Origin of the sequence: Rhodococcus sp. NPDC057014, from assembly GCF_042673295.1 — a bacterium.
GTDB lineage: Bacteria > Actinomycetota > Actinomycetes > Mycobacteriales > Mycobacteriaceae > Rhodococcus_F.
This window is the reverse complement of sequence record NZ_JBHUSF010000069.1, coordinates 1-15,844: the sequence shown is the minus strand read 5'-3', so window position 1 is coordinate 15,844 and position 15,844 is coordinate 1. Positions and strand designations below refer to the sequence as shown.

The 15,844-nt window shown below is 66.8% G+C and carries 17 protein-coding genes; 7 read left to right on the top strand and 10 right to left on the bottom strand.

Annotated elements, in window-relative coordinates:
* Positions 1 to 165: 165 nt before the first annotated feature.
* Positions 166 to 708 (top strand): hypothetical protein, encoded by a 543-nt coding sequence (locus ACFTZB_RS16210; RefSeq protein WP_378432900.1) that lies wholly within the window; start codon positions 166 to 168, stop codon positions 706 to 708.
* A 55-nt stretch (positions 709 to 763) separates the two neighbouring features.
* Here the strand turns inward: ACFTZB_RS16210 and ACFTZB_RS16205 are convergent, their stop codons facing one another.
* The gene (locus tag ACFTZB_RS16205; RefSeq protein ID WP_378432898.1) at positions 764 to 1,243 is read right to left on the bottom strand and encodes an SRPBCC family protein; all 480 of its coding nucleotides are present in this window, start codon (positions 1,241 to 1,243) and stop codon (positions 764 to 766) included.
* Positions 1,244 to 1,339: 96 nt separating this feature from the next.
* Between ACFTZB_RS16205 and ACFTZB_RS16200 the strand changes: the two genes are divergently transcribed.
* From ACFTZB_RS16200 to ACFTZB_RS16190, 3 genes are all read left to right on the top strand, one after another.
* Complete coding sequence (locus ACFTZB_RS16200) at positions 1,340 to 1,801, top strand: hypothetical protein (protein WP_378432897.1); 462 nt, start codon at positions 1,340 to 1,342, stop codon at positions 1,799 to 1,801.
* A 29-nt stretch (positions 1,802 to 1,830) separates the two neighbouring features.
* A complete protein-coding gene (locus ACFTZB_RS16195; protein WP_378432895.1) occupies positions 1,831 to 2,202 on the top strand; it encodes a hypothetical protein in 372 nt (123 codons plus the stop codon).
* Between the two features lie 222 nt (positions 2,203 to 2,424).
* Positions 2,425 to 3,843 carry a wax ester/triacylglycerol synthase family O-acyltransferase gene (locus ACFTZB_RS16190; RefSeq protein ID WP_378432893.1) on the top strand — a complete coding sequence of 473 codons (1,419 nt, stop codon included), beginning with the start codon at positions 2,425 to 2,427 and terminating at the stop codon, positions 3,841 to 3,843.
* An 84-nt stretch (positions 3,844 to 3,927) separates the two neighbouring features.
* Here ACFTZB_RS16190 and ACFTZB_RS16185 read toward each other — a convergent pair whose 3' ends face one another.
* From ACFTZB_RS16185 to ACFTZB_RS16155, 7 genes are all read right to left on the bottom strand, one after another.
* Positions 3,928 to 5,148, bottom strand: a complete 1,221-nt coding sequence (locus ACFTZB_RS16185; protein WP_378432892.1) for an NAD(P)/FAD-dependent oxidoreductase — start codon at positions 5,146 to 5,148, stop codon at positions 3,928 to 3,930.
* A 66-nt stretch (positions 5,149 to 5,214) separates the two neighbouring features.
* Positions 5,215 to 5,691 (bottom strand): RrF2 family transcriptional regulator, encoded by a 477-nt coding sequence (locus ACFTZB_RS16180; RefSeq protein ID WP_378432920.1) that lies wholly within the window; start codon positions 5,689 to 5,691, stop codon positions 5,215 to 5,217.
* A gap of 71 nt (positions 5,692 to 5,762) precedes the next feature.
* A complete protein-coding gene (locus ACFTZB_RS16175; protein ID WP_378432891.1) occupies positions 5,763 to 6,125 on the bottom strand; it encodes a WhiB family transcriptional regulator in 363 nt (120 codons plus the stop codon).
* Between the two features lie 46 nt (positions 6,126 to 6,171).
* The gene (gene pyk / locus ACFTZB_RS16170; RefSeq protein WP_378432889.1) at positions 6,172 to 7,650 is read right to left on the bottom strand and encodes a pyruvate kinase; all 1,479 of its coding nucleotides are present in this window, start codon (positions 7,648 to 7,650) and stop codon (positions 6,172 to 6,174) included.
* Positions 7,651 to 7,700: 50 nt separating this feature from the next.
* Entirely contained in the window at positions 7,701 to 8,903 is a 1,203-nt protein-coding gene (locus tag ACFTZB_RS16165) for a glycerate kinase (protein WP_378432887.1), read from the bottom strand.
* 119 nt (positions 8,904 to 9,022) lie between these two features.
* Positions 9,023 to 10,165, bottom strand: a complete 1,143-nt coding sequence (locus ACFTZB_RS16160; protein WP_378432886.1) for a CdaR family transcriptional regulator — start codon at positions 10,163 to 10,165, stop codon at positions 9,023 to 9,025.
* Between the two features lie 130 nt (positions 10,166 to 10,295).
* Positions 10,296 to 10,958: a class I SAM-dependent methyltransferase gene (locus ACFTZB_RS16155; RefSeq protein WP_378432885.1), complete on the bottom strand. Its 663-nt coding sequence runs from the start codon at positions 10,956 to 10,958 to the stop codon at positions 10,296 to 10,298.
* A 138-nt stretch (positions 10,959 to 11,096) separates the two neighbouring features.
* Here ACFTZB_RS16155 and ACFTZB_RS16150 point away from each other — a divergent pair, with 138 nt between their 5' ends.
* Complete coding sequence (locus ACFTZB_RS16150) at positions 11,097 to 11,321, top strand: anti-sigma factor family protein (protein ID WP_378432919.1); 225 nt, start codon at positions 11,097 to 11,099, stop codon at positions 11,319 to 11,321.
* 78 nt (positions 11,322 to 11,399) lie between these two features.
* Here ACFTZB_RS16150 and ACFTZB_RS16145 read toward each other — a convergent pair whose 3' ends face one another.
* A complete protein-coding gene (locus tag ACFTZB_RS16145; RefSeq protein ID WP_378432884.1) occupies positions 11,400 to 12,338 on the bottom strand; it encodes a LysR family transcriptional regulator in 939 nt (312 codons plus the stop codon).
* Positions 12,339 to 12,551: 213 nt separating this feature from the next.
* Between ACFTZB_RS16145 and ACFTZB_RS16140 the strand changes: the two genes are divergently transcribed.
* Together ACFTZB_RS16140 and ACFTZB_RS16135 are read left to right on the top strand one after the other, a co-directional pair.
* Positions 12,552 to 13,910, top strand: coding sequence for an MFS transporter (locus ACFTZB_RS16140; protein ID WP_378432883.1), 1,359 nt, complete (start codon positions 12,552 to 12,554; stop codon positions 13,908 to 13,910).
* A gap of 60 nt (positions 13,911 to 13,970) precedes the next feature.
* Positions 13,971 to 14,732, top strand: a complete 762-nt coding sequence (locus ACFTZB_RS16135; RefSeq protein ID WP_378432882.1) for an IclR family transcriptional regulator — start codon at positions 13,971 to 13,973, stop codon at positions 14,730 to 14,732.
* Positions 14,733 to 14,745: 13 nt separating this feature from the next.
* Here ACFTZB_RS16135 and ACFTZB_RS16130 read toward each other — a convergent pair whose 3' ends face one another.
* Entirely contained in the window at positions 14,746 to 15,615 is an 870-nt protein-coding gene (locus ACFTZB_RS16130) for an acyl-CoA thioesterase domain-containing protein (protein WP_378432880.1), read from the bottom strand.
* Positions 15,616 to 15,844 lie beyond the last annotated feature (229 nt).

The window sequence follows — 15,844 nt, the reverse complement described above, 5'->3', positions numbered from 1 at the left end:
CCGGAAGCCCATGGTGACCGCATGAAAGCCGGTCGTCGGGACCCGAATACAGCTGCAGGAGAAACGTCCGCATCGCACGATCTGTAACGAATTCTTGTCCGCCGCCGAAAGTCCAGGGGGCGAGGTACGTCTCGGGTCTCGGGGAATGAAGAAATGGGAGGGCTCATGAGCAACCAGTTGGGGCGCCGCGCATGCGCTACGGCACTCACTGCTGTCGGGTTGGGAACCGCCGTCGTGGCAGGAGGGGGTGCGGTCGCACATGCTCAGCCCGCACCACCGACATCGACGACGATGACGTGCTCGAGCGCGAATCCCCTCGTCTGGGCACCGCCGTTCACGTGGACCGTCAACGCTTCGTCCGGGGAGTCGCTGCGACCGGGTGGGTCGGCGCTGGAGCCGGCGATCCTGCTCAGCGGCGGGAACGAACTGCCCACGCCGCCCGGCGGTCTGATCCCGAGCATCGGAATCAACTGGTACGGCACGCGGGTGTCGGTCGACTGGCACAACACGACGACGGGCGCGACCGGCCACAGCGTCAGCGACGAGGCGGCGTGGCAGCAGAAGCCGGGAATCCCGATCAACCGGACCTGGACGGGAACCGGCACGGTGTCGTTCACCGTCACCGTCCAGACCGGTGCGGGATGGTGGTTCGTCAATTCCCAGAACGCCGTCTGCCAGGGAACGATCTCCGTCGTCCCCGGGCGGTAACTCGGAGCCGTCGGCGGCGTGGCGCACACTGCCCGCCGCCGACGGTGCTCGGCGGTCAGGCGCGTCGTTGCCCGTCGCTCGCCTCGGCGAGTTCGGCAAGCCGGTCCGCCGACGCCAGCAGCCAGTCGGAGGTGGTGCTGCGGGCCCGCTCGCGGCGCTTCGGATCGTCGGTCAAGCGCGACCAGTCATAGGTGTGCGTGACCCGGACGCGGTTCTCGTCGAGCGGCTCGAGTTCCCAGCGCCACAGATGCCCGGGCGGTGGATGGCCCTGCTCGGACGGCGTCCACGCGATCAGCCGCCCCTCTTCGAATTCCACCACGCGGTTGTCGCGGATGCCTGCGTTGGTCAGCGTCATTGTGAATACGTCGCCCACGGCGCGCACCCGCTGGCCGGGCGCGGCCTCGGCCAGGTTGTCGTTGCCGTCCCAGCGCGGCTGTTGCGCCGGGTCGGCGATCAGTTCGAAGATCACCCGCGCCGGGGCGGTGATGACGCGGCTCGCGGTGACGATGGTGGGAATCCCATTCTCCTCGGTCATGACTCGATCACACCACGGAGTGACTACAGGTTCGACGCCGACGCTCGGTTTCCGAGGTACCGTCGGGACCATTGACCGACGGCGATCTGGAGCACCATGTCTCTTCCTACGCTCGGCAAGTCGATCGCGATCACCGGACTGGCGCTGGCCGGATTGTGCGGTGCCGCCGCCCCGGCCGCGGCGGACCAGACCCAGGACCGGTGGATCAACATCCCGGACACGGCGACGGTCGCTCACGGCATTGCCTGTGGCGGCCGGATCGGAGGAGTCACCGTTGCCACCGATGCACTGCCCGGTCTGGTCTACGTTCGGCTGAACGGGACGTTCGTCGGTGTGTCGACGACGCCGGGAGTGCTGTGCTCGGTATTCGCGACATTGCACTGGCGCAACCTGGAAACCGGTGCTGCGGGTTCGTGGTCCGCCGAGGTCAGTGGCGGACTGCTCGACTTCCCTGCGGAACCGTGGGCCCACCTCGAGACGGGATCCGGCCGCGTCGAGGTCACGCTGACCACCGACCGCCCGCATGTCCCCAGCACCACGCAGATCAACGTGTATTGAGTACCGGACCACCGAGGAAAGGGCACGACATGCGCAACCTTCGACGTACGGCAGTGGCAGGGACCATGATCGCGGGACTGATGGCCGCCGGAGCGGCAACGGCGTCCGCCGCGCCGTTCGGCTCTCTGGGTGAGGGACCCGATCTCGTGATCGCCCAGGCGAATGTCGAAGGCGTCAACGCGTGCGCGGTGCGCGTCACCAACGAGGGCGACGGCACCGCCACCGGCGTCACCGTCCACACTCCGCTCGTGTACGAGAGCACGAGCCTGGGCACGCTCGCTCCCGGTGAATCGAAGATCGCCCAGTACTTCGACTGCGGATTCTCCGAGCGCATCTTCTACTTCGCCACGACGGCCGGCGAGACGAACTGGGGCGACAACTTCCTGTACCTCGAGCTCTGACCGCCCGTCGTCGGCGGGGCACGGCTGCAGTGCCGACGAGTCCGTCCATGCATGTGGCGGAAACGGTGGCTGTGCTGTACAACTGAAACAGCGAGACCGGTTTGTGACATGAACCACACCTAAACGTTACTTTTACACACGGCAATATCGACATGAACGACAGTTCCGGGGGGAACGGATCCGCGCAGGCAGATCCCGTTTCGGGAACGGTAAGGACACCACATGCTGTTCCCGATGGCGCCGACCGACTCACTGTTTCTGCTCGGCGAGTCCCGCGAGCATCCGATGCACGTCGGCGGCCTGGCGGTGTTCACCCCACCCGAGGGATCGTCCGCGGCCGACGTGCGAGCGATGTTCGATGCGGCGCTGATCGGCGACCAGGTGGCGGCGCCCTTCCGTAAGCGGGCCCGCCGCTCGGTGACGTCGCTCGGCCAGTGGGGCTGGGACACCCTTCCGCACGACGAGGTCGATCTGGAACATCACGTGCGCCGCGACGCCCTGCCGCAGCCGGGCGGGATGGCCGAGCTGATGACCCTGGTGTCGCGGCTGCACGGCACCCTGCTCGACCGCAGCCGGCCGTTGTGGGAGATGCACCTGATCGAGGGCCTCGCCGACGGCCGCTACGCGATCTACACCAAGATCCACCACGCCCTCGCCGACGGCGCGTCCGCGATGAGGTTGCTCCGCGACAGCATGAGCGAGGACCCGCACCGCCGGAACATGCCCACCCCGTGGCAGCCCCGGACCCCGCTAGCGGCCGTGCCGGACGCGGGCACGGCCGTCACGACCGGTCCCGGCTCCGCGCTTCCGGCCATGGCGTGGGACGCTGCCCGCGCCGCGGCGGGCGAGGTGGCCGGACTGGTGCCCGCGGCGCTGGGCACCGTGGACCGCGCTCTGCACGGCAAGGGTGGTGCGTTGTCGCTGACCGCGCCGCACACCCTGTTCAACGTGCCGATCAGCGGGGCCCGTCACGTCGCCGCCCGGTCGTTCCCCATCGAACGGATCCGGCTGCTGGCCAAGCACGCCGACGCGACCATCAACGACATCGTGCTGACGATGTGCGCGGGCACCCTGCGGGCCTACCTGCACACCCGCGACGCGTTGCCGGACAACCCGCTGATCGCGATGGTCCCCGTGTCGCTGCGCGCGCCGGAAACCGGAACCGGTGACCGCACTCCCGGAGGCAACCGGGTGGGGGTGCTCATGTGCAACCTGGCCACCCACCTCCCCGACCCCGCGCACCGCCTCGAGACGGTGCGCAACTGCATGAACGAGGGCAAGGCCGCGCTGCAGGCGATGAGCCCCGCCCAGGTGCTCGCGATGAGCGCCCTCGGCGCCGCCCCGCTCGGAGTCGAGATGTTCCTCGGCCGGCGGGGGCCGCTCCGTCCGCCGTTCAACGTCGTCATCTCCAACGTCGCGGGACCCCGAACCCCGTTGTACTGGAACGGCGCCCGCCTCGAATCCCTCTACCCGCTGTCGATCCCCACCACCGGGCAGGCACTCAACATCACCTGCACCAGCAGCGACGACCAGATCGTCTTCGGCCTCACCGGCTGCCGCCGCACCGTCCCGGACCTGCACCCGATGCTCGACCACCTCGACTCCGAACTCGATCTCCTCGAAACCGCCGTCGGACTCTGACGGTTGGCGAGCACCCCGCTCGCAGTCCAGCGCCCCGTCGCAGCTCGGGCAAGTTATTCACCGGCCGCGGCGGGCGGGCAATTCTCAGGTGAGAGCCTCGAGTTCGGCCGATCGCCAGGTTCCGTCCGGAACCGCCAGCGACAGCAGAGCATCCGGATCACCGACCGGCGGATAGATCGCAACGGTATTGATCGACTTCTTCACCACCGCTCCCTCCGCGCCTGTCATCTGCACCTGTCGGTCCCACCCGGAAGCGAACACTGCCCCGGCCGGTCCGAGAGCCAGGCACGTGACATACGACGCAGGAGCGAACGGCACGAGATCTCGGTCGAGCAGATCGGCGACAGCGTTGTGCCCGACGAACTTTCCCTGCGGCAGCGCATGCTGGCAACTCTGCATCACGACGTGGCCGGGGTCTGCGTACGCGGCGGCGGTATCTCCCGCGGCGAACACGTCTGCGAGACCGGCCACCTTCAGATGCTCATCGACGGTGAGACGACCGAGTCGGTCTCGTTCTCCGGGGATGTGCGCTGTCAGGGGGCTGGCCTGCATGCCCGCCGTCCAGATCACCGTGTTCGCGGCGATCCGGTTGCCGTCGGCGAGCTGCACTCCGTGCGCGTCGACCGAGGTCACATCCACGCCGAGGCGGACTTCGATCCCGAGGGTGTCGAGGGCTTCGAGGATCGCAGGACGCGGTCCCGCACCGAGCCCGGATCCGACGACGTCACCGCGATCGAGCAGGATCACCCGGATCGGCGCATCCGCGGCGATCTCGCGGAGTCGATCGGTGAGTTCGGCGGCGATCTCGAGTCCGGTGAATCCTGCCCCGATCACGACCACCGTGTACCGGCCCTCCGAATCCGGGCACGCGGGCAGACTGCGCAGGTGCCCGTCGAGATAGGTGGCGGCACCGAGCGTGTCGATGTCGAAGAGGTGCTGGGAACCGGGAATGGTGGGGGTGACGAGTCTGCTTCCCGTGGCCAGCACCAAACGGTCGTAGCTCAGCGACGTGGTATCACCGGTTCGGGTGATCCCGTGAACCTGGTTGGTGGTGGTATCGATGGATGTGATCGTGGCCGCGACCCGCTCCACTCCGATCGGGCCGAGTAGCCCGTCGAGGGAGCAGCGTTTGGTCTCCGGCTCCCGCTCGTAGAGGCGGGGCCGGATGACATGGTCGTCACCGGCATCGACCAGTGTGATCGTGAGGTCGTTCCGCGGCACGCCCGCATCGCGTCGCAGCCGGGCGGCGCTGGCAGCCGCCCAGACCCCTGCGAAACCGCCTCCAATAATCAGGACATTTGGCATCTAGATTCTCCTCATGTGTGAACCGCCCACCTCGGACGGATGATTCGAAAGTTCCCGCTTGTGCGATCAGCCCCGGTCGTATGCCCGGCGCATACGCTCGGCGAGCCCCGGAGCGTGCCGCTCAGCCTCGACCCGGACGTCGTCGACGCTCTGACCGGCCAACTCCCGCCGCCACGCCAGATCCGCCTTTCGCATCGCCATCGACACCGCGCACGGCATAGACAACTGACCGGCCGGCATGTCGGCACCGACGCCCTGGGCACGGATCTCGGTGCACCGAAACGCCTCCTCGGCACCCTCGATGGCGGTGACGACGTCCAGGACACTGATGTGCTTGGCCGAGCGGGTCAACACGAACCCGCCCGCGGCACCTGGCACGGACGTCAAGATCCCCGCGCGCACGAGCGCCTGCAACTGTTTGTTCAGGTACGGAGCCGGCAGATCGTAACTACGCGCGAGCGCAGCGGTCGACACCGGGCGATCGTCATCCACCCACGCCAGAGACAGCACAACGTGCATTGCCCACTCGACACCTCGCGACATCCGCATAACCTAGATACTAAATATCCAGATATGTGCCGTCAAGACGCTGACCCCCCACCGCGGTCGGCCTGTCACTGCCTTCCGGGGCGAGGGTGTCGCGGCGAGATGCGAAGACCCCTGGCCGGCTTACGGTTTGACTGTGGATTCAGTTGAGGCCGATCCTGACCGAATCGCCGATCCGATTCGGTCAGCCCTCCCCAGACGCCGTAGGGTTCGCCGACGTCGAGTGCGTGGCGTCGGCATTCGTGCCGGACCGGGCAACCCTGGCAGAGTTCCTGCGCCTGCCGCTCCCGGCGAATTCGCATTGCCCTGCTTTCGCCGTCCGGCCCGAAGAAGACGTCCGCCCGGGTGGTGCGGCACAGTGCACGGGTCTGCCAGTCCCAGAGATCGGAGTGCGGTGTCAGCAGACGGACGGTGAGCGTCAAAGATGGCATGGGATAGTCGTTTCCGAGGCCTAGTGGTCGTCTTCGCCTCCGACACCTAGTGGTCTTCTTCGCCGATTCTGTGGACGTGGATCAGGTTGGTCGAGCCTACGGTGCCCGGCGGCGACCCCGCCACGATCACCACGAGCTCACCCCTCTGGTACCGGCCCAACCCCAGCAACGCGTTGTCGACCTGCCGCACCATCGCATCCGTACTGTCCACCGGATCGACGATGAACGTCTCCGTCCCCCACGTCAACGACAACTGGCTGCGCACCTCCGGCAACGGCGTGAACGCCAGCAACGGCAACGGCGTGTGCAACCGCGCCAACCGCCGCACCGTGTCCCCGGACTGCGTGAACGCGACCAGCGCCTTCGCATCCAGCCGCTCCCCGATGTCGCGGGCCGCGTACGAGATCACACCCCGCTTGGTCCGCGGCACATGCGTCAGCGGCGGCACCTGCGTCGACTCGTTCTCCACCGCCTCCACGATCCGCGCCATCGTCCGCACCGTCTCCATCACGTACTTACCCACCGACGTCTCACCGGACAGCATCACCGCATCGGCACCGTCGAGCACCGCATTCGCCACATCCGACGCCTCCGCGCGGGTCGGCCGCGAGTTCTCGATCATCGACTCCAGCATCTGGGTGGCCACGATCACCGGCTTCGCGTTCTCCCGGGCGATCTGGATGGCCCGCTTCTGCACCAGCGGCACCTGCTCGAGCGGCAACTCCACCCCCAGGTCACCGCGCGCGACCATCACCGCGTCGAACGCCAGCACGATCGCCTCGAGGTTGTCGATCGCCTCCGGCTTCTCCAGCTTCGCGATCACCGGGATCCGCCGGCCGACCCGGTCCATCACCGCGTGCACCAGTTCCACATCCGCCGGCGACCGCACGAACGACAGGGCGATGAAATCGACACCGAGCGCGAGCGCGAACTCCAGGTCCGCGATGTCCTTCTCCGACAACGCCGGCACCGACACGTTCATCCCCGGCAGCGACACACCCTTGTTGTTGCTCACCGGGCCGCCCTCGGTGACCCGGCAGATCACGTCGTTGCCCTCCACCCCGGAGACGACGAGACCGACCTTGCCGTCGTCCACTAGCAACCGGTCACCCGGCCGGGCATCCTCCGCCAACTGCTTGTACGTGGTCGAGACCCAGTCGTGGGTGCCCTCGCACTCGTCGACGGTGATCCGCACCTCCTCACCGTTGGCCCACGTGGTGCGCCCCTCCGCGAACCGGCCCAGCCGGATCTTCGGGCCCTGCAGATCGGCCAGGACACCGACCGCCTTGCCCGTCGCGTCCGAGGCCGCCCGGACACGTTTGTAGTTCTCCTCGTGGTCGGCGTGCTCGCCGTGGCTGAAATTCAGCCGCGCCACGTCCATACCGCTTTCGACGAGCTCGCGAATACGGTCACCGGTGGCGGTAGCAGGTCCAAGTGTGCAAACGATCTTCGTGCGTCGGGACGTGCTGAGCAGACCGGGCTGTGCGGTGTGTGACGCGGACCGTTCGAGATCGATGGTGGGCATGTGGCTCCTCGCGGCTGGGTTGAGAGTGGTTGTGTGACTCGACAGGTTCATCACGACGGGCAATCCGCGGTCGCCCTCGGATGCGTCGGCATCGACGCGGGGCGGCTCCATTGACTGTCGATCAGTCCGACGACCTGAGCGGTTGCCTCCTGAAGGAGTTCGGCGGTGTTGTCGAGCAATTCGTGGAGTTCCGCCGGTCCACGGGCGATGGAGAACGCCGCCGAGATCCGGGCAGCGCGAATCTCGGCTGCGGACAAGCGAACCGTACCGGCGATCACGACCACGGGACACTCCGGCGGCGTCTGACGGACGACGCCCTGCACCACCTTCCCCTGCAGCGACTGCGCGTCGAACGCCCCCTCCCCGGTGATCACCAGGTCTGCGTCGGCACACAGTGACCGCAGTCCCACCGTCTCCGAGACGAGCTCGCTCCCGGGCACCAGTTCCGCGGCGAGGATCGTGCTCAGGCAGGCCGCCATGCCGCCGGCCGCTCCGGCTCCGCGCAGGGTCAGAACGTCGGCCCCGTACGCAGTGCGGAGAGCAATCGCCAACTGTCCGAGCCCGGAATCCAATTCGCGGACCTGGTCGGCCGTCGCACCCTTCTGCGGCCCGAAAACCGCCGCCGCCCCGTTCTCCCCGCACAGAGGATTGTCGACGTCGGTCGCGACGCGCCAGCGCACCGACCGTGCCCGGGGGTGCAGTTGCGACTCGTCGACGGCAACGATGTCACCGAGCCCCCCACCGCCGGATTCCACGTCGCGACCGTCTTCGTCGAGGAATCGCACACCGAGTGCGCGGAGCATCCCGGTGCCCCCGTCGGTGGTTGCGCTGCCGCCGATGCACAGAAGGATCTCGTCGACACCGTCTTCCAATGCGCTGACAGCGATTTCGCCGACGCCGAAGGTATCCGCCCGCAACGGTGACGGTGGAACGTCCGCCACGTGCGGCAGACCGTTCGCTTCCGCGGCCTCGATGATCGCGACCCTGCCGTCGTTCGACAGTCCGTAGCGGGCGGTCCGTTCGCGTCCGAGGGCATCGTGCGCGTGGATTACCCGGGGCTCGGCATTGCCCGCCGAGAGGAAGGTCTGCAACGTGCCCTCGCCGCCGTCCGCGAGGGGGCATTGCACGATCCGGACGTCGGCGCCGAGCGCCACCCGGACACCGGCGGCCATCGCGGCTGCGACGTCAACGGCGGAGAGGCTCCCCTTGAACGAGTCGGGGGCGAGGACAACGGTAGGTGTGCGCTTTCGCATGACTAGAGCGTAGGTCTCCTACGCCAGGGATCATATGTGCATTACCCACAGATTCTCATCCAATTCGGACGGCCATATATGTGCATATTGTCGGCCACTCTGGCGCGATCCGCGGCGCTTCACGCTCCGCGGTACGGGTCCTCCAGCGCCGCGGCCGCGAGGAGTGCCAGCCGCATGGCGACGGCGTGGTCGAACGTGCGCAGGTTCAGTCCGGTCACGTGCTGGATCCGATCGAGGCGCTGGACCAGCGTGTTGCGGTGCACCTCGAGGGCAGTCGACGTCGCGGCGATCGACAGATCGTGGTCGAGGAAGGCGTGAGCGGTCTCGCGCAGCGTCGTGGACAGCGGTGCGAGGACGCGCTCCACGGTGTCGTGTGAAATATCCCGGGACTGCTGTGCGACAGCGGTTTCGGGCACCAATGCGGAGACTTCCACCTCCTCCCCCGCGGGCAGCAGGTGCGCCCGGGCCAGGAGGAGACCCAGCCGGGCAGCGTCCACGGACAATTCGTGAGACGAAGCGGCATGCCTGCCGGTGACGAGACGGACGTCGCCGGTGCGCAGCCGCTGCCGGGTCGCGGCGAGGGCGCGGTCTGTCACCGAACCGCTCAGCACCCACACCGCGCCCCGCAATTCGGCCGCAACCACGCCGGAAATCCCCTGGATCCGCCGAAGCAGGGTCACCGCCGTGGATGAGGGAAGGGACCACGATCCACTGCCCGCAGCGGGGACGACCGCCGTGATGTTCCACGGCGGGGTCATCGGCGACCCGATGTGGCGTAACGCTTCCAGCAGCCCGTTCTCGGTGACGGTGCCGTTCACCAGGCCGAGGAACAGTTCACGCACAGCTGCTTCCCGCCAGCGTGAACTGTCCCGGTGCTGTTCGTTCCGTAACAGCAGTTCCACGGTGAGCGCGAGGACGTTGCACACCGATTCGACCTCGTCGGGGTCGCCGGTGACCCCGACGGCACCCACGATCCGCCCGTCGAGCGTCAGAGGAATGTTGATCCCGGCCCTGACGTCCGCAGATTCTTCGTCGGCGTCCACGAGGACTCGCCGGCCGTCCCGGATGGCCTGGAGTGCACCGGCGTGCACGGTGCCGATACGCGTCCCGTCGACCGACCCGATGATTCGGCCGTCACGGTCCATCAGATTGATGTTGTAGTCCAGCCGGGGGCTCACTTCGTCCACCACACGCTGAGCGAGTTCGCCGGTGAACACGTACGAGAATTCGTCCTCGTCGCCGTCCCGCCCCGCCCACGTCATGCAGCAAGACTAGACGCGCGAGGTCGACGCGGGGGGCGCAGCGGCAGGGGTTGCGATCACCCTCGTGACATACGTATGGACCGAATCCTCCCACGCCGGTCCCCATCGTGAGGCAGTCCCGCTCCGTGCCTCAGTCGCGGTGCGCCGACAGCAGCCACGCCGGAAGCATGGCCCGGCCCTTGTCGTCGCGCTGCCAGTTCGCGGCCTCCTCCGGGCCGAGCAGCGCGTGAATGAACGCCGGGCGGAGGTCGTCGATGGTCCAGTACTCGGCGACGGCTTCCCGCAGCTCGTCGTCGGTCACCGGGTTGGGTCCCTGCCCCTCGGGGAAGGCACCCTTCGCGAACACCAGGATGTAATAGGACGCGCCGGGTGCGGCCGCCCGGGCCACGGCCTGCAGGTAGTCGCGACGCCGGTCCACGGGTAGCGAATGGAAGAGGGTGCTGTCGACGATCGTGGTGAATCGGCCGTCGAAACCCGTGAACGAGCTGATGTCCGCCACCCGGTACGTGGCCGTCGTCAGGCCACGATCGGCCGCTGCCGCCTGAGCTGCCGCGATGGCTGTCGGCGACAGGTCCAGACCGACCACCGTGTACCCCTGCGCCGCCAGCTGCAGAGACGTTTCGGCGTGTCCGCACCCCGCGTCCAGCACGTCGCTGCGGAATTTGCCTTCCGCGATCAGGGCGGCGATCTCGGGCTGCGGCTCACCGATGTTCCACGGCACCGGCCCCGAAAATTCCTTCGCATCGCCTCGGTAGATGTCGTCCCACGGCGCAACCTGATTGTCCTCGGTCATGACCTCGACCGTACGCCCGCCGGCTCTCGCCACCGTCCCGTGTAACGATCCGGGCAATTCCGGACACTGTGGCAATAGCCGCAGACGCTGGGTCGGCGGGACTCAGGAGGCGCTCCCGTGAAGGAATCGAAACGAACGATGGACTGTCAGGAACTCGTCGAACTCGTCACTGTCTACCTCGAGGATGCGTTCGCGGCGCAGACCAAGGCCAGGTTCGAGACGCACGTGGGCGAATGCGGCGGCTGCGCCCACTACGTCGACCAGATGAAACAGACGGTGCACACCCTCGGCGAACTGTCGATCGAAGAACTCGACCCGGCACTGCGGGACCGCATCCTCACCGATTTCCGACGGCGATGCTGAGACCTCAACGGAAACCGTTTCACAACAGACGAATTCACCGATTGTGAGCGCCGGATCGGGATGCGCCGGCCGGTTCACTCACGACGAATTTGCGTCTTCGGAGTCGTGCGGGCGGTCGAGCAGCTGGGTGACGAGTGCGCGAGCCGCTGGGCTCGGGCCTCGCCCGTGTGCGGTGGCGAGGTGGATCCTGCGCGCCGCCCACGGCTCGGCGAATTCCATCACCGCGACGCGGCTCATCATCTCATGACTGAGTAGACATTCCGGCTGCACGGTGACGCCCATCCCCGCCTGGACGAGACTCATCGCGACCTCTCCGCTCCGCACGGAGTGCCTGGAATCGAATTGCTCTCCCAGCCGATTCGCTGCGGCACGAAACGCCGGCGCCATCGCACGTGCCGCAATCAGTCTTTCGGGCAACAGATCCTGGAAGGTCACGACCGGCTGCTCAGTGAGCGGGTGACCCAGCGGCACCACCGCGACCAGCCGATCACGACGGTAGGGCGTGACATCCACACCGTCGAGATCGAGTTCGTGTGCGGCCGCGAAGACCCCGAGGTCCGCTTCGCCGCGCGCGACCTGCTGAACGATCTCGGCGTTCTCGGTCTCGCGTACGGCCAGGTCGACGAGGGGGTATTCACGGCTGTACTCGCCCAGTTCCCGCGCCAGGAACGGCACGATGATCGATCGGGCCGACACGATCGTCAGGTCACCCTGCACTCCCTCGGTCAAAGACGCTATCTCGGAGCGCATCTCCTCGAGGTTTCCGAAGATCGTGCGGACGTGTCGTTCGAGGACCGCACCGGCGGGGCTGGGGACTACGCCCCTGGGCCCACGATCGAGAAGCTTGATTCCGGCGATGTCCTCCAGGGCCTGGATTCGCTTGGTTGCCGTGGACGCGGCGATGTTCTCCCGGATCGCGGCCAGACCGATCTGCCGTTCTTCGATCGCGGACAGAAACAGTCGCAACGTGAACAGATCGACCTGTCGAATCAGATGAAGCCTGTTGAACATAGCCATACCGCCCTCACGATCAGCGAAATACGGACTCGACCATGCCAATCACGCCCTGTCCCTCGCGACCGAGATCGTGAGAGACAAGTTTCGAAACAGGGTTGACGTGGCCCAGCTCACTCCCTAGTGTTCCCGATCATATCATCGTAGTTACGAATGGCGCGTTCATATATATGAAAGGCGCAACCGTCGTCCGAAGTGAGAGAAGAGGCTCGACCCGTGACACAGCCACAGGACTCGCTCCACAACGCCCCCAATCCGCCACGCCGGAAGCCGAAGAACGTCGGCCCCGCGGTAGTGGTCGGCACAGCCCTCGAACTGTTCGACTTCTACCTCTATGCATCGATGGCCGCCCTGGTGTTCGGCCCGCTCTTCTTCCCCTCGGAGAACTCCACGGTCAGCACCCTCGCCGCCTTCTCCACGTTCGCCGTCGGATTCCTGGCCCGCCCGCTCGGCGGAATCGTGTTCGGCATCCTCGGCGACAAGATCGGCCGCAAGGCCGTGCTGTCGTTCAATCTCCTGCTGATGGGCCTGGCCAGCGGCTGCATCGGCCTGATCCCGTCGTACGAGACGATCGGAATTGCCGCACCCGTGCTGCTGGTCCTGTTCCGTATCGTCCAAGGCCTCGGTGCGGGCGCAGAGTTCGGCAGCGCCATCGCGATGTCCTACGAGCATGCCGACGCGAAGTCACGCGGACGGCAGGGCGCGTGGCCGGCCATGGGCGTGAGCGTCGGCCTGCTGGCGTCCTCCCTGGCCGTGGCCGCCGTGACGAGCCTCGACAAGGCCGACCTCTACAGCTGGGGATGGCGAATCCCGTTCCTGGCCAGCTTCGTCCTCGTCGGCCTGGGCTACTGGATGCGGCGGAACCTGCCCGAGACCCCCGACTTCGAACGGGTAGCCGCCGAAGCGCAGACCCGCAAGAAGACACAGCCGTTCCGTGATCTGCTGAAGAACCACTGGCGCGGATTGACCGTCGTCGCCGTATCCACCATCGGAGTCAACGGCATCAGCTACATCTTCAAGACGTTCTCACTGTCGTATCTCTCCGAGTTCCGCGACGTCGCCGCCAACGTCGGCGCGTTCGGTATCAGCCTGGCCAGTGCCGTCGCGCTCGTGACCATCCCCCTCGCGGGGCGGCTCTGCGACAGCGCCGGGACACGCCGCATCATGCTGATCGGCGCCGGGTGTGTGGCAGGGCTGGCATTCCCCTTCTTCTGGCTCCTGAACACCGACCGACCGGTCTACATCTGGCTCGCACTCATCCTCACCGTCGGAATCGTCCAGCCCACGCTGCTCGCGGCTTCCGGGTCCTTCCTCGCCCGGCAGTTCCCACCCGAAGTCCGCGCCTCGGGCCTCGGCGCCGGACGGGAAGTCAGCGGCGCACTCGCCGGCGGCCTCGCTCCGCTCGCGGCACTGACCATGGTGTCACTGTCCCCGACCCACTCCACCTGGGGTGTCTCCCTGATCTTCGTCGTCGGCGCGATCCTCATCGCGGGTGCAGCACTCGGTGACCAGTACCGCACCATCAGCATCAGCAACCACACCCCTTCCGCCGAAAGCGCTCCCGCCGTTCGGTGATCCGGCTGGGGCACTGCCCGACGTGGCAGTGCCCCAGTCACCTGTAGGCTGATTCGATCGGTGATCGAGAAGAGGGAGAGCCACGTGCCGCCGGTTACTGGTGAGGCGAAAGAGCATCGCACGGTCTCACGTGTCATGACGATCCTCGAGCTCGTCTCCCGGAGCACGGACGGGTTGTCACTCGCCCAGCTCGCCGCAGCGCTCGACGCCCCCCGCTCCTCCGTGCACTACATCGTGAAGGGCCTGGTCGCCACCGGCTACCTGACCGAGAACGGCGCCTACACCCTTGGTCCCGCAGTGGGCACACTCCTCGCGGCGCACACCCCACAGGTGGACCGGATGGCCCGGGAGAGCATGGAATCGTTGCACCGCCGCTTCGACGAGACGGTCACGCTGTGCATTCAGATCGGGGAATCCGTCGTGAACATCGACATCATCGAGTCGACGCAACCGATCCGCTTCTCGCCCGCACTCCACGTCCGGCGCCCGCTCTTCCCCTCCACCGCCGGCAAGTGCTTCCTGGCCTATGCAGATCAGCGGTTCCGCGACACCTACCTCGACACCCACATCGAGGAGACCGACAAGCGCCTACAGGCACGCGAGGAAATCGACCGCATCGCACGCGACGGAATCGGATACGCGAGCAAAGAGGTGACACCCGACCTCGGCGGCGTTGCGGTCCCGGTGTTCCACCGCGACAAACACGTTGCCGTCCTCACGGTCGCCGGGCCACGAGCCCGCATCGATATCCGACTCGAGGAGATCGCCGACGCCGCGATCACCGAAGCCCGGAACGTAGCCGAGCGCCTGACGGCGCAGTAATTGCGCCGGGACCTCAGGTCGCGGCACTCGAATTCGTTTGCGGGACAGCACCATTCCCCTGACAGAACCCACGGAGATCGACAGCGCGCCGGGCGTTTCCGACCGCGGAGACGGTGACCGAACCGACCACTCCCAGTCGGTCGAACACGAGCCCCGTGCCGACGGAGATGCCGTGTTGCTCGGCCCGGTCGAGTGCGGCCAGTCCGAGTTCGAGGCCCTCCGGCAGACGTGCCAGTGCGAGAGTCACGTCAGCGTTGATGAACTCCAGTCCCGCACTGCCCAAATTGCTGATGACGTTGGCGGCGTCCGCAACGCTCGCGGCCATCTGGAAAGCAGACGGTGGCTCGCCCTCGACCACCGGGATCGCGAACTGCCAGATCTGCTTGCGATCACCGTTCTGCGGTGCGTCCGCGGGCAGGGTCCAGCCCGCACCGTCGCTGCGGTACAACCGTTCGGCAGTCCCCGCCGCCCGCTTGCAGTCGTCAGGTGGCGGCTGCGGGCTGTTGCCCGAATCCCACACGATGCCGTCCGGTGTCGTGGTGGGGCTCAGATACAGTGCGCTGGCCCGCGCGACCGCTTCCCCGTCCTGGCTCAGCACCGCGTCGACGAGGCACAGGCGGCGCCCTTCGCGAACTACGGTGGTCGATGTGACGGACGGTGTCATCCCCGCGGGACGGAAGAGGTCGAGGGTCCACCGAACCGGCTGAAGGTCCTGCCGCCCGAGTTCCTCCACAGTCTTCTCGGTGGCACGGGCAAGAGCCCCGCTGACGGCCATGCCGCGCATGTGCCCACTGCCCCAGCCACTTCCGGCGGTTGATTGGGGCACGTATTCCTCGGACCGAACGTCGCGACCGGGCGCCAAGCGAAAGAAGGCGGACGTCATCCTCGATTCTCCTCTTCTTCGTTTTCGAATCGGAACGATCTCATCGCATATTACGGACCGTGGCAGTGTCACGACGAAAGGGATCCAAGAAGCGCCGACTCCCACCGTCGGCCTCGATGACCAGAATTCTTTCGCAGATTATCCTCGGTGCGAAACCGCGTCAATTTCGCATTTTCGAATCATCTATTTCTCGGGAGCGAAGCCTCTTTTTTCCATTTTACGAACCGGC

What these genes read in the sequence shown, in the direction of transcription:
- ACFTZB_RS16145 (WP_378432884.1), bottom strand. Translation starts at nt 12,338, where the DNA reads ATGGCTATGTTCAACAGGCTTCATCTGATTCGACAGGTCGATCTGTTC.
- ACFTZB_RS16185 (WP_378432892.1), bottom strand. Translation starts at nt 5,148, where the DNA reads ATGCCAAATGTCCTGATTATTGGAGGCGGTTTCGCAGGGGTCTGGGCG.
- ACFTZB_RS16180 (WP_378432920.1), bottom strand. Translation starts at nt 5,691, where the DNA reads ATGTCGCGAGGTGTCGAGTGGGCAATGCACGTTGTGCTGTCTCTGGCG.
- pyk (WP_378432889.1), bottom strand. Translation starts at nt 7,650, where the DNA reads ATGCCCACCATCGATCTCGAACGGTCCGCGTCACACACCGCACAGCCC.
- ACFTZB_RS16210 (WP_378432900.1), top strand. Translation starts at nt 166, where the DNA reads ATGAGCAACCAGTTGGGGCGCCGCGCATGCGCTACGGCACTCACTGCT.
- ACFTZB_RS16200 (WP_378432897.1), top strand. Translation starts at nt 1,340, where the DNA reads ATGTCTCTTCCTACGCTCGGCAAGTCGATCGCGATCACCGGACTGGCG.
- ACFTZB_RS16195 (WP_378432895.1), top strand. Translation starts at nt 1,831, where the DNA reads ATGCGCAACCTTCGACGTACGGCAGTGGCAGGGACCATGATCGCGGGA.
- ACFTZB_RS16155 (WP_378432885.1), bottom strand. Translation starts at nt 10,958, where the DNA reads ATGACCGAGGACAATCAGGTTGCGCCGTGGGACGACATCTACCGAGGC.
- ACFTZB_RS16165 (WP_378432887.1), bottom strand. Translation starts at nt 8,903, where the DNA reads ATGCGAAAGCGCACACCTACCGTTGTCCTCGCCCCCGACTCGTTCAAG.
- ACFTZB_RS16130 (WP_378432880.1), bottom strand. Translation starts at nt 15,615, where the DNA reads ATGACGTCCGCCTTCTTTCGCTTGGCGCCCGGTCGCGACGTTCGGTCC.
- ACFTZB_RS16190 (WP_378432893.1), top strand. Translation starts at nt 2,425, where the DNA reads ATGCTGTTCCCGATGGCGCCGACCGACTCACTGTTTCTGCTCGGCGAG.
- ACFTZB_RS16150 (WP_378432919.1), top strand. Translation starts at nt 11,097, where the DNA reads ATGGACTGTCAGGAACTCGTCGAACTCGTCACTGTCTACCTCGAGGAT.
- ACFTZB_RS16160 (WP_378432886.1), bottom strand. Translation starts at nt 10,165, where the DNA reads ATGACGTGGGCGGGGCGGGACGGCGACGAGGACGAATTCTCGTACGTG.
- ACFTZB_RS16205 (WP_378432898.1), bottom strand. Translation starts at nt 1,243, where the DNA reads ATGACCGAGGAGAATGGGATTCCCACCATCGTCACCGCGAGCCGCGTC.
- ACFTZB_RS16175 (WP_378432891.1), bottom strand. Translation starts at nt 6,125, where the DNA reads ATGCCATCTTTGACGCTCACCGTCCGTCTGCTGACACCGCACTCCGAT.